At 71.4% G+C, this 12003-nt stretch carries 12 protein-coding genes, 3 tRNA genes and 1 pseudogene; 4 read left to right on the forward strand and 12 right to left on the reverse strand.

Annotated features, from left to right (window positions below):
* The 11 genes and pseudogenes from RIF89_RS05975 to tilS all read right to left on the reverse strand — a co-directional run.
* A pseudogene (locus RIF89_RS05975) lies at positions 1–99 on the reverse strand (DUF2520 domain-containing protein); the annotation flags it as partial.
* Positions 96–1871, reverse strand: coding sequence for a PH domain-containing protein (locus RIF89_RS05980; RefSeq protein ID WP_309068225.1), 1776 nt, complete (start codon positions 1869–1871; stop codon positions 96–98). The pseudogene RIF89_RS05975 and the gene RIF89_RS05980, both read right to left, overlap by 4 nt.
* The gene (locus RIF89_RS05985; protein WP_309068226.1) at positions 1868–2560 is read right to left on the reverse strand and encodes a PH domain-containing protein; all 693 of its coding nucleotides are present in this window, start codon (positions 2558–2560) and stop codon (positions 1868–1870) included. Before RIF89_RS05985 ends, RIF89_RS05980 begins: the two co-directional genes overlap by 4 nt.
* Positions 2514–2999 carry a DUF3180 family protein gene (locus RIF89_RS05990; protein WP_309068227.1) on the reverse strand — a complete coding sequence of 162 codons (486 nt, stop codon included), beginning with the start codon at positions 2997–2999 and terminating at the stop codon, positions 2514–2516. The genes RIF89_RS05985 and RIF89_RS05990 overlap by 47 nt, the downstream gene beginning before the upstream one ends.
* The gene (gene folK / locus RIF89_RS05995) at positions 2996–3532 is read right to left on the reverse strand and encodes a 2-amino-4-hydroxy-6-hydroxymethyldihydropteridine diphosphokinase (RefSeq protein ID WP_375294440.1); all 537 of its coding nucleotides are present in this window, start codon (positions 3530–3532) and stop codon (positions 2996–2998) included. The genes RIF89_RS05990 and folK overlap by 4 nt, the downstream gene beginning before the upstream one ends.
* A gap of 103 nt (positions 3533–3635) precedes the next feature.
* Entirely contained in the window at positions 3636–4019 is a 384-nt protein-coding gene (gene folB / locus RIF89_RS06000; RefSeq protein ID WP_309068228.1) for a dihydroneopterin aldolase, read from the reverse strand.
* A gap of 68 nt (positions 4020–4087) precedes the next feature.
* Positions 4088–4885, reverse strand: coding sequence for a dihydropteroate synthase (gene folP, locus RIF89_RS06005; protein ID WP_309068229.1), 798 nt, complete (start codon positions 4883–4885; stop codon positions 4088–4090).
* On the reverse strand, positions 4882–5466 hold the full coding sequence (folE, locus tag RIF89_RS06010) for a GTP cyclohydrolase I (protein ID WP_309068230.1): 585 nt from the start codon (positions 5464–5466) through the stop codon (positions 4882–4884). Before folE ends, folP begins: the two co-directional genes overlap by 4 nt.
* A 20-nt stretch (positions 5467–5486) precedes the next feature.
* Positions 5487–7490: an ATP-dependent zinc metalloprotease FtsH gene (gene ftsH / locus RIF89_RS06015; RefSeq protein ID WP_309068231.1), complete on the reverse strand. Its 2004-nt coding sequence runs from the start codon at positions 7488–7490 to the stop codon at positions 5487–5489.
* A 130-nt stretch (positions 7491–7620) separates the two neighbouring features.
* On the reverse strand, positions 7621–8172 hold the full coding sequence (hpt, locus tag RIF89_RS06020) for a hypoxanthine phosphoribosyltransferase (RefSeq protein WP_309068232.1): 552 nt from the start codon (positions 8170–8172) through the stop codon (positions 7621–7623).
* 21 nt (positions 8173–8193) lie between these two features.
* On the reverse strand, positions 8194–9180 hold the full coding sequence (tilS, locus tag RIF89_RS06025) for a tRNA lysidine(34) synthetase TilS (RefSeq protein ID WP_309068233.1): 987 nt from the start codon (positions 9178–9180) through the stop codon (positions 8194–8196).
* A gap of 71 nt (positions 9181–9251) precedes the next feature.
* On the opposite strand from tilS, the gene RIF89_RS06030 reads away from it, so the two are divergent.
* Complete coding sequence (locus RIF89_RS06030) at positions 9252–9788, forward strand: inorganic diphosphatase (protein ID WP_309068234.1); 537 nt, start codon at positions 9252–9254, stop codon at positions 9786–9788.
* A 135-nt stretch (positions 9789–9923) separates the two neighbouring features.
* Here the strand turns inward: RIF89_RS06030 and RIF89_RS06035 are convergent, their stop codons facing one another.
* Entirely contained in the window at positions 9924–11396 is a 1473-nt protein-coding gene (locus RIF89_RS06035) for a peptidoglycan DD-metalloendopeptidase family protein (RefSeq protein ID WP_309068235.1), read from the reverse strand.
* A 195-nt stretch (positions 11397–11591) separates the two neighbouring features.
* Between RIF89_RS06035 and RIF89_RS06040 the strand changes: the two genes are divergently transcribed.
* From RIF89_RS06040 to RIF89_RS06050, 3 genes are all read left to right on the forward strand, one after another.
* A tRNA-Glu gene (locus tag RIF89_RS06040) sits at positions 11592–11664 on the forward strand.
* Between the two features lie 26 nt (positions 11665–11690).
* A tRNA-Asp gene (locus RIF89_RS06045) sits at positions 11691–11764 on the forward strand.
* 69 nt (positions 11765–11833) lie between these two features.
* Positions 11834–11906: transfer RNA gene (locus RIF89_RS06050), tRNA-Phe, on the forward strand.
* The last annotated feature ends 97 nt before the right edge of the window (positions 11907–12003 follow it).

Genomic DNA, 12003 nt, shown 5'->3' on the forward strand with positions numbered 1-12003 from the left:
CGTCAGTGCATGGCCGGCGCCGGCGAGCGCCGCGCCGACCACGGGACCGACGCGACCCGCGCCGATGATGCCGACGCCGAGCCGTCCGTCGCGCCTCACGTCACCGGCCCCCGGTCGGCCGCGGGCGGGACCGGGGCCGCCGCGGGCGGGACCGGCGCCGCAACCGGCGGGACGGGTGCCAGGTCGGGCGCGGCATCGGGCGCGGCTTCGGGCGCGGACAGGTGCTGCAGCCAGCGGTGCGACTGATCAGCCGCCGCGGCCGCGACCGCGCCGCGGCTCGTGTCCTCGAGCAGCCCGATCACGTCGTCGCGCTCGAGTCCGACGACGTGCCCGGACACCGGTCCCAGCACGGTGTGCACCTGCGCGGCCGCCACACGCTGCCACCGGTCGACGGGTCCCTGCTGGATCGAGACGCCCTGCAGGCGCGCGAGCGGGAAGAGCGCGAGCTTGCGCCAGACGACGCCGCGTCGCAGCACGAGCGCGTAGGGCGTGAGCGCGAAGCCGTGCCGCTTCCACGACACCGGCCGACGCCACCATGCGCGCCGCGGGATCGTGCGATACGGGTCCGGCTGACCCGCCATGGGGCCGAGCAGACCGTGGTCCCACAGCAGCGGCGCATCGGCGTCCGGCACGCCGGGGAGGATCAGCGACAGCACGCGCTCGACATCGGCGCGTGTGCCGACGGGAAGCACCGTGTTGAACTGCTGCCCGCTCCCCGACTGCTGCTCGACGGCGCTCTTGCCGCTCATCCGGTTGATCTTGACCGTCCACCAGCCGAACGGACGCCACAGCAGCGACTGCGACACTTCGACCGCGAAGATCCGCCCGGGCGGCAAGGTCTCGGTGACGGTCGTGAACAGACCGAACGTCACGCGCACGCCGTCGGGCGTGGGTGCGATGGCGTAGCGCAGCGACTTCGAGATCTGCGACCACGTGATGGCGATCGCGGCGAACGCCATCGGGATGCCCGTGCCGAGGCCGACGCCGAGCGAGATCACGACGCGCTCGGATCCCGTGTCGGCGAGCAGCAGCGGCACGAGCACGCTCGTGAGCCAGATCACGGCGAACAGCACGATCCACATCGCGCCGTTCAGCAGCTGCGCCGCGACGAGCCGGCCGGCCGGGATCTTCACGACGCTCTCCGGCGCCACGTCGGTGTTGTCGACGCCCTCGATCATCCCGGTGACGCCGCTGTTCAGCGCGTCGACGAGCCGGCCGCGCACGCCGGTCTGCACGCCGGAGGCCGCGTCCCGCGCGGCCTGCCGCGCGGCGCGTGCACCGGAGGCGAGCCGCAGGATGTCGGCGCGCACCTGCTCGGCGCGGTCGGTCGACAGGTACTCGAGCGGCACGTTGGCGTCGGTGCCGGCGCCCACCACCTCGAGCTTCGCCATGCCGATGAGCCGGGCGGGGAAGGGCCGCGTGAGGTTCACGCCCTGCACGCGGTCGAGCGGGGCGCGCCGGTGCGAGCGGAACACGATCCCCTTGCGCACCTCGACGTCATCCCCCGTGATGCGGAACTGGTGGAAGCGCCACACGACCCAGAAGACGGCGATCAGCACCAGGATCGCCGCCAGCAGGATGGCGAGTCCCAGCAGGATCAGGTTGTTCTCGAACAGGAAGCCGAGGAACTCGCCCTCGCCGCCGTCGATCTCGTCGACCTCGCCCGGCGCGAAGATCGACACGACCCAGAACACGGCGTGGTCGCGGAAGTTCGACAGGACGATTCCCGCGACCACGATGAGCACGAGGCCGCCCTGGAACAGCGGGGTGAGCGGGTGCAGGCGGTGCCAGTCGCCGTCGGCGAGCGACGACGACCCGCCGCCCGCGAGGGCGGGTGGCGCGACGGTGTCGGGCACCTGCGGGTCTGTCACAGTCCGGTCCGTCGCGTCTCGGCGACCTCGATGAGCGTGTCGCGCAGGGCCTCCGACGCGTCGCGGCCGAGACCGGGGATCTCGACGCCCGTGGTCGCCGCCGCCGTCACCATCTTGAGCTTGGCGATCCCGAAGGCGCGGTCCATCGGTCCGTGCGTGATGTCGATCAGCTGCATGCGCCCGTACGGGACGGCGATCATCCGCTGCCACAGGATGCCCTTGCGGAACACGAGGTCGTCCGCGCGGAGCATGTACCCCAGCGCCCGGGCCTGGCGCGGCAGCACGAGCTGCGTGATGAGCGTGACGAGGATGAGGATCCCCGCCGGTATCCACGGCCACCAGTGGTCGAACAGCATCGTGACGACGATCGCCACGACCGCCACGAACGCGACGAAGATCGCGTTCTGCACGGTCTGCGACACGACGTACTTCGGAGAGATCTGGTGCCACGCGCCGTCCAGGGCGAGACGCCCCGACGCGCGGGGCTCGCGGATCGCGGTGTAGGTGCCCGCGTCCAGGACCGGGTCCGTCGCCACCGGCTCCTGCGCGACCGGCTCCTGCGCGACCGGATGCTGCCCGACCGGATGCTGCCCGGCCGGCTCCTGCGCAACCGGCGCGGCGAGCGAGGCGCTCGCTGCCGGATCAGTGCGCGGGTGCTCCGGGCTCGGCGTCGTCTGATTCTCGCTCATCTGGATCCTTCGGGAGGCTGCAGAACTGCTCCGCGACCAGGGCCGCCACCACCAGCGCGGCACCCGCCGCGATGGTCGCGATGGTCGTCGTCATCGAGCCTAGCCCCGGGCTCACGGGCCGTGTCGTGACGTACAGCAGCAGGCCCGCGGCCCCGCCGCCGAACACCGCGCCGACCACGCTGGACGCCTTCGCGAGGATCGCGATGCGCACCGCGCGGAACGGATCGACCCGCGGTGCACCCGGGATGCGCACGGATCGCCGCACGGGCCACGCGAGGGCGAGCGCCAGCGCGCCGAGCAGCGCCAGCAGGATCGGCAGGCCCCACGCGGGGCTGAATGTCGGCCGGCCCGACATCGTCAGCACGTGGTCGACGACGAACCCGATGCCGCCGCCGAGGACGGCCGCCACCAGCAGGCCGAGCGGCGATGTGCGCCTCATCGCCCGCCTCCGCGCAGCCGCGCCAGCACGTCGGCGACGCGTCCGTGGCCCGGCAGGACGGCGTCGGGATCGACCTCGAGCCACGGCGCGAGCACGAAGTCGCGCTCGTGCGCGCGCGGATGCGGCACGCGCAGCCGCTCGTCCTCCGAGACCACGTCGCCGTACGCGATCAGGTCGAGATCGAGCGTGCGTGCACCCCAGCGCTCGCGCCGCTCGCGGCCGTGCCGGGCCTCGATCGCGTGCAGCATGCCGAGCAGCACCGACGGCGCGAGCCGCGTGCGCACGAGCGCGACCGCGTTCAGGTAGGCCGGCGCGGTCTCATCCGGGCCGTCGAGGGTCACCGCGACGGACTCGATCGGCGTCGACGGCACGACCTCGTCCACGAGCGGCAGTCGCCGCAGCTCGGCAAAGGCCGCATCGAGCGTGGCGGCCCGGTCTCCGAGGTTCGCTCCCAGCGCCACGACGGCGGTCACCGTCTCGCGCGGCTCGCTCTCGGGTGCCGGGCCCGGCGGGCGGCGCAGGTCGCGGCTCACGCGGCTCCCTCCCGGGGGCATGTCCCGATTCGTGCCGGAATGCGCGGGCTGTTCCGACCGGAAGGGGGACACGGATCCGCCGAAACCGACACGAAGCGGGACATCACCGGCGGGCCTCCGGGTCGCGCGCGGCGTGCACGGTCACCGCGACGTCCGCGAACTGCGCCGGGATCGGTGCCTGCGGCTTGTGCACCGTGACGGCGAGGAAGCGCACGCGCTCGTCCTGCATCACGGCGTCGGCGATCCGGTGCGCCAGGGTCTCGATGAGGTTGACCGGCTCGCCGCCGACGATCGCCACCACCGTCTCGGCGAGCTCCCCGTAGTGCACGGTGTCGGCGACGTCGTCGGTCCTGGCGGCACGCTTCGTCGACACTCCGAGTGCCAGGTCGATCACGAACTCCTGACCGTTCTCGCGCTCGAAGTCGAACACCCCGTGCCGCCCGAACGCGCGCAGCCCCGTGAGCGTGATGGTGTCCAGAGAGCCCACAGGCGAAGAGTCTGCCACGGCCGAGCTGGCACCGGACGACTCTGACCGGCCGGACGCGCTGTTGCGGCTCATGCCCATCCCTCCCATGCCTCCATGACCGCGATCGCGTCACGCGTGGAGGAGACGTCGTGCACGCGCACGGCGTGCAGCCCGTTCCGCGCGGCGAACGCGCTCGTGATCGCGGTGGCGAGGTCCTTGCGCGCCTCCGACGCATCGTCGCCGAGCGCGCTGTCCAGGAAGCGCTTGCGGGACGTCCCGATCAGCACGGGGAACCCGAGCCGCCGCACCTCGTCCAGCTGGCGCAGCAGCGTCCAGTTCTGCTCGCCGGCCTTGGCGAACCCGATGCCGGGATCGAGGATAATCCGCTCCCGCAGCACGCCCGCCGCGAGGGCGGCCTCGGCACGGTCGCGCAGCTCTGCGGCGACCTCCGCGCCGATCCGGTCGTACGACGCGTTGGCGTACATGTCGGCAGACGGTCCGCGCCAGTGCCCGAGCGCGACGAAAGCGTGCGCGTCCGCGGCCACCGACAGGATGTCGGGCTCGGCGAGCCCGCCCGACACGTCGTTCACGATCCGCGCGCCGGCCGCGAGCGCCAGGCGCGCGGTCTCGGCTCGGTACGTGTCCACGCTCACCGTGGCGCCGTCTGCGGCGAGCGCCTCGATCACGGGCAGGATGCGCCGGATCTCCTCCTCGGCGCCCACGGGCTCGGAGCCCGGCCTGGTCGACTCTCCGCCGACGTCGAGCACATCGGCGCCCTGCGAGCGCAGCAGCCGGCCGTGCGAGATCGCGTGCTCGGCCTCGAAGTAGCGCCCGCCGTCGCTGAACGAGTCCGGTGTGACGTTGACGATGCCCCAGATCTGCGTCATGCGCGACCCAGGAGCGCGATGATCTCCGCGCGCGCGGCGGGCTCGGCGAGCACGCCGCGCGCCGCGATTGTCAGGGTCGCGCTGTCGCTCTGACGTGAGCCGCGCATCGTGACGCACTGGTGTGCCGCGTCCAGCACGACGAGCACGCCGCGGGCGTCCAGCGACGAGGCGATCGTGTCGGCGATCTGCTCGCCGAGGCGCTCCTGCACCTGGGGCCGCGCCGCGAGGATCTCCACGACCTTCGGCAGCGCGCCCAGCCCCACGACCTGCTCGCCAGGCAGATACGCGATGTGCGCGTGCCCCGCGAACGGCAGCAGGTGGTGCTCGCAGGTCGAGCGGAACCGGATGTCGCGCAGCAGCACGGCGCCCGACGGCAGCGTGTCGGGGGCCGGGCCCTGCGCGACGCTGATGGTGTGGGACAGCGGCTCGGCCGGGTCCTCGCCGACGCCCGCGAAGAACTCCGCGTACGCGTCCGCGACCCGCTGCGGGGTCTGGCGCAGACCCGGGCGATCCGGATCCTCTCCGATCGCGACCAGCAGCTCCCGCGTCAGCGCGGCGACGCGCTTCCTGTCGACGGACATCCGCTCATCCTAGGACGGGATCAGGCCGTCGCCGGGCGTGCCTGCCCCGTCGCGGGACGCGTGGCGGTCGCCTTCGCCGTCTGCTCGGCCGCGGCCGAAGCCGCGACGCCGGCGGGCTGGGGACGGCGCGGGATCTGCACGGGCGGCAGCTGCGAGACGGGGCGCTCCTCGCTGGAGAGCCACTGCGGGCGCGGCGGCAGCTTCTGGACGTCCTTGAAGATGTCCTCGAGCTGCACGTGGTCGAGCGTCTCGTGCTCGAGCAGTGCCAGCGCGAGGCGGTCGAGAACCTCGCGGTTGGCGTTGATGACCTCGTACGCCTCGTTGTGCGCCTGCTCGATGAGCCCGCGCACCTCCTGGTCGATGCGCTCGGCGATCCGCTCGGAGTACTCCCGGCCGTGACCCATGTCGCGACCCATGAACACCTCGCCGCTCGAGGAGGCGAGCTTCACGGGGCCGACGTCGGTCGTCATGCCGTACTCGGTGACCATCTTGCGGGCGATGCCCGTGGCCTTCTCGATGTCGTTCGACGCGCCGGTCGTGGGGTCGTGGAACACGATCTCCTCCGCGACGCGTCCGCCCATCGCGTACGCGAGCTGATCCTGCAGCTCGTTGCGCGTGACCGAGTACTTGTCCTCGAGCGGCAGCACCATCGTGTAGCCGAGAGCCTTGCCGCGCGGCAGGATCGTGATCTTCGTGACGGGATCGGTGTGGTTCATCGCCGCCGCCGCGAGCGCGTGACCGCCCTCGTGGTACGCCGTGATGAGCTTTTCCTTGTCGTTCATCACGCGCGTGCGGCGCTGCGGGCCGGCGATCACGCGGTCGATCGCCTCATCGAGCGCGCGGTTGTCGATCAGCTGCGCGTTCGAGCGCGCCGTCAGCAGCGCGGCCTCGTTCAGCACGTTCGCGAGGTCTGCGCCCGTGAAGCCCGGCGTCTTGCGGGCGACGACGTCGAGGTCGACGCTGTCGGCGAGCGGCTTCCCGCGCCCGTGCACCTCGAGGATGCGGCGACGTCCGGCGAGATCCGGCGCGTCCACGCCGATCTGGCGGTCGAAGCGGCCGGGGCGCAGCAGGGCCGGGTCCAGGATGTCCGGACGGTTCGTGGCCGCGATCACGATCACGTTCGCCTTGGGGTCGAAGCCGTCCATCTCGACGAGCATCTGGTTCAGCGTCTGCTCGCGCTCGTCGTGACCGCCGCCCATGCCGGCGCCGCGGTGGCGGCCGACGGCGTCGATCTCGTCGATGAAGATGATCGCGGGAGCGTTCTCCTTCGCCTGCGTGAACAGGTCGCGCACGCGGCTCGCGCCGACGCCGACGAACATCTCGACGAAGTCCGAGCCCGAGATCGAGTAGAACGGCACGCCCGCCTCGCCCGCCACGGCGCGCGCGAGCAGCGTCTTGCCGGTGCCGGGAGGGCCGTACAGCAGCACGCCCTTGGGGATGCGGGCGCCGAGCGCCTGGTACTTCGCCGGGTCCTTCAGGAAGTCCTTGATCTCCTGCAGCTCCTCGAGCGCCTCGTCCGCGCCCGCGACATCCGCGAACGTCACGTCCGGGTGCTCCTTGTTCGCGAGCTTGGCCCGCGACTTGCCGAACTGCATGACCTTGCCGCCGCCGCCCTGGGCGCTCGACAGCAGGAACCAGAACAGCACACCGAGCAGCAGCATCGGCAGCAGCAGCGACAGGAGGCTGTCGAACCAGGTCGCGCGCGGCACGGCGTCGTTGAAGCCGTCCGCCGGCGCGGCGCTCTCGACGGCCGCAACGACCTCCTCGGCGCGGGCCTCGACGTAGTAGAACTGCACCGCCGTCGCGTCCTCGAACGCATCCGTGAGCTGGAGGTCGACGCGCTGGTCGCCGTCGGTGATCAGCACCTTCTCGACCGTGTCGCCCGCGAGCAGCTCGAGACCCTGCTGCGTCGTGATCTGCTTCGTGCCGGTCAGGCTCGAGATCAGCGAGAACCCCACGATGAGGAGCACGCCGATCAGCAGGACGTAGATCAGCGGATTGCGGGTCAGCTTCTTGAAGTCCATGGTCCGGGGTCTCCCCCTGCCCCTCCTGTGATGCACGTCGCGGGACGAGGCGACGTGCGCTTCACGTTACTCCGCGGCGCCTATGTGCCGACTGGTATTCGCCCACGGCGTACCTGCATACGCCTGCTGCTCAGGCGTAGACGTGCGGAGCGAGGATGGCGACGTCGCGCAGGTTGCGGTAGCGCTCGGCGTAGTCGAGGCCGTACCCGACGACGAACTCGTTCGGGATGTCGAAGCCGAGGTACTTGCAGTCGATCTCGACCTTCGCCGCCTCGGGCTTGCGCAGCAGCGCGAGCACCTCGATCGACTCCGCGCCCCGCGAGGCGAAGTTGTCCAGCAGCCAGCTCAGCGTGAGACCCGAGTCGATGATGTCCTCGACGATCAGCACGTCCCAGCCGTTCAGGTCGGTGTCGAGGTCCTTGCGGATCTGCACGACGCCGCTGGACTTCGTGGAGTTGCCGTAGCTGGACACCGCCATCCAGTCCATCGCGATGTCGCGCTTCAGGTGCCGCGCGAAGTCGGCCATCACCATGACCGCGCCCTTCAGCACGCCCACCAGCAGCAGCTTGCGGCCGGCGTAGTCCTCCTCGACCCGGCGGGCCAGCTCCGCGAGCTTCTCGTCGATCTGCTCCTCGGTGACGAGGACGGAGCTGAGGTCGTTCGGGATGTCCGCCGCGCGCATGCGTCGAGTCTACGTGGGCGCTCAGGCGCCTCTCGCGGTGAAGTGGATCAGCCCGCCGCGGCGGGCCGCGATGCACGCGGGCAGGTCGATCGGCCCCTGTCCGGCCCACTCGGTCGCGAGCCGCGCGACCTCGAGCGTCTGCACGCGCGTGAGCGCGATGCCGAACTCGCTCTGCACGACGTGGCGGATGATCCGGTTCCGCAGGGCGGGAGGGTTCGCGGCGAGCGCGGCGGCCGACACCGCGATCCCCGCCTCGGAATGCTCGACGATGTCCTCGATCGTCTCGTCGATCATCTCGGCGAATGCCGCCGTGTCCTCGCGCAGCTGCTCGGCCGTGCGCGCGAGCGCCTCGGCGATGCCGGGACCGAGCTCGGCCTCGAGCACCGGCAGGATGCGCTCGCGCACGCGGACGCGTGAGAAGCGCTCGTCGACGTTGTGCGGGTCGTGCCACGCCTCGAGGCCCTGCGCGGCGCACGCGTCATGCGTGACGGGACGACGCAGCCCGAGGAAGGGACGCAGCCAGCGCAGCCCGCGGTCGTCCGTGCGGGACGGCGCCATGCCGGCGAGGCTGGTGGCGCCCGCCCCGCGCGCCAGACCCAGCAGCACGGTCTCGGCCTGGTCGTCGAGCGTGTGCCCGAGCAGCACGGCAGACGCGCCCGCATCCGCCGCGGCGTCGCGCAGGGCGCCGTACCGGGCCTCGCGCGCGGCCGCCTCGGGCCCGCCCGCGCCGTCGACCGCCACGCGCACCACGGTCGTATCCATCCCGAGGTCCGCGGCCTTGCGCGCCGCGGCGAGCGCGATCCGATCCGACCCGTCCTGCAGGCCGTGATCGACCGTCACGGCGCCGACGCGGATGCCGCGGGCGCGCGCCTCGTGCGCGGTCGCCGCCGCGAGGGCGAGCGAGTCGGCGCCGCCCGACAGGGCGACGAGGACGACGGATCCGTCGGCGAGGTCTGACAGCGCCGTGCGGACGGCGAGCCGGGTGGCGGCGACGGCGGGATCGAGCACGCCTCAACGCTATGTCAGTCGGCAACTAGGCTTGGTGCGGCAGATCCCCCGAATCTCAAGGAGCAACCGGCATGGGCGCCTACGACGCAGTCATCGAGATCCCGCGCGGCAGCCGCGTGAAGTACGAGGTCGACCACGGCACGGGCCGCGTCTTCCTCGACCGCGTGCTGTACACGACGTTCGGCTACCCGACCGACTACGGGTTCTTCGAGAACACGCTCGGCGAGGACGGCGACCCGCTCGACGTGCTCGTCGTCATGGACCACGCCGTGTACCCGGGCGTCGGCGTCAAGGTTCGTCCCGTCGCGGTGCTGAAGATGAAGGACGAGGCCGGCGGCGACGACAAGGTCATCGCCGTGCTGGCGAAGGACCCACGCTGGGACCACATCCAGGACATCGGCGACCTCGCCGAGTACACGAAGAAGGAGATCGAGCACTTCTTCGAGCACTACAAGGACCTCGAGCCCAACAAGTGGGTCAAGGTCGACCAGTGGGGCGACGCCGCGGAGGCCGAGCGCCTGGTGAGCGAGGCCTACGAGCGCTTCGACGAGCACGAGGCGCAGACCCGCACGCAGGGTGCGGGCGAGGCGCCCAACACCCGCGACTGATCGCGGCGCAGCTCTCCGCGAACCAGGGGCTCATCCTTCGGGATGGGCCCCTTCTGCGTGAGCGGTCCGTCCGAGCGCTACGGGCAGCGTGCCGCACGGGCGGTGTCCCCGCGCGGGAGATGCGGACGCTGCGGGTCAGTAGGTGTTCACGCCTCGGGCCGACATCCACGGGCCCGGATCGGTCGTGCCGCCGCCCACGTAGACCTCGAAGTGCAGGTGGCAGCCGAACGAGTTGCCGGTGTTTCCCTCGTAGGCGATGACCTGACCTGCGCGCACCTGCTGGCCGTAGCCGACGATGATGCCGCCGTTCACGATGTGACCGTAGCCGGTGCCGACCCCGTTGCCGTGGTCGAGGCGGATGTAGTTGCCGAAGCCGCCGAGCTGGCCCGCGTAGATGACGCGTCCGTTCGCGGCGGCGTAGATCGGGGCGCCGCAGCCGGCCGCGAGGTCGATGCCGGCGTGGATCTTGGATCCGCAGTAGCTCGGGCCGCACATCTGCGGGCGCGGGCCGTAGCCCGACGTGCGCCAGCCGTCGCTCGGGCGGGCCCAGCCGCTTCCGACCGCCTGGCCACCCGTGCTGGAGCCGCCGCCTCCACCGCCGCCGCCACCACCGCCGCTGTTCCCGCCGCCACCGCCGTTGTTCGCGGCGGCAGCCGCAGCCGCCTCGCGCGCGCGGCGGGCGGCCTCCTCGGCTGCCTTTCGGCGGCGCTCCTCTTCCTTGCGGCGCTGCTCTTCCTCGTACGCCTTCTTGGCGGCGACGCCGTCCTTGTACTCGTCGACGGTCTTCTTGGTGTTGTCCCGGAGGGCGGCGAGCTGGCCCTCGAGCGTGACCATGTGCTCCTGCTGGTCGGCGAGCGCCTGCTCGGCCGCGATCTGCGCGTTCTGCGCCGCGACCATCTTCTCTTCGGCGATCTTCTGCAGACGATCGCGCTCGTCGCGGGCGACCGCCGCCTGATCCGACAGGTTCTGGGCCGAGTCTCGGGCCGCGACGGCCTCGGCGTAGATCGTCTCGCTGCCGCCGATCAGCTTGTCCATCTGGCCGAGCTTGGTGAGCAGCTCGTCGGCGCTCGCGGCCGATCCGGCGAACAGCACCTCGAGCGACGTGCTGTCGCCGCCTGCGCGGGACAGCTGCGACGCGACGCGCGCGGCGTTCGTGGCCGCCGTCTCGGCGAGCGTCGCCTGCTCGTCGGCCTGCTTCTGCAGCTCGTCGGCGCGGTAGGCCTGCTCGTAGAAGGCCTGCTGTGCCTCGTAGTACTCGTCCGCGGCCTGCTGCGCGGCGGCGCGGGTCTCCTCCACGCGCCGCGTGAGCTGCGCGATCATGTCCTCGAGCCGGCGGATCTCGGCTTCCTTGTCGCCCTGGTTCTTCTTGGCGCGCTCGACGTCCTCCCACGAGGGGTAGTCGTCGGGGTTGTAGGTGACCGCGAAGGCGCTCGTCCCGTGCGAGAGGCCGACGCCGAGCGCGACTGCTCCGACGCCCGCGAGCGTCAGGGCGCTGCGGCGCGTGATCGGGGTCCACAGTCGACGCCGCTCGGCCTCGGTGGGCGCGCAGTCGCACGGCTCTGCCGAAGCTTCGGGGGCGTCCATCGGGAAGTGGCTCGCCTGCTTCACACCAGTCACATTAACAACATCCGTCGCAGGAACACCAAGGGTCACCACCTTCGGACGTGCGCGGACGCCGTTCGGGGGCGGTTTCATCCTGCGTGGCGAAACGCCCGGGATCCGGGAGGACGCGCCCCGAATTGGAAAATCCGAATTGATCCCCTTATGCTGGATCGTCGGCACGTGAGCCCCGAGGTTCACCCCGGCCCCATCGTTTAGCGGCCTAGGACGCCGCCCTTTCACGGCGGTAGCACGGGTTCGAATCCCGTTGGGGTCACACGAGCTGATACAATTTCATAGTTTGGCCCTGTAGCGCAGTTGGTTAGCGTGCCGCCCTGTCACGGCGGAGGTCGCGGGTTCAAGTCCCGTCAGGGTCGCTCCGAGCGACGGGCCTTCTTTCACGAGAGGGCCTTTCGTCTAGGAAGCGGCAAGTACTGCAGCCGCTCGGCTCTGTAGCTCAGTTGGTAGAGCGCACGACTGAAAATCGTGAGGTCACGGGATCGACGCCCGTCGGAGCCACTACAGCCCCGGATTTCCACGGAAGTCCGGGGTTTTCGCGTTTCCACAGGTCATGCATCCTCGCCAAGATGCCGGGGAGTCTGGCCGCACGGGCGCC

Origin of the sequence: Microbacterium sp. (assembly GCF_031178525.1) — a bacterium.
Taxonomy (GTDB): domain Bacteria; phylum Actinomycetota; class Actinomycetes; order Actinomycetales; family Microbacteriaceae; genus Microbacterium.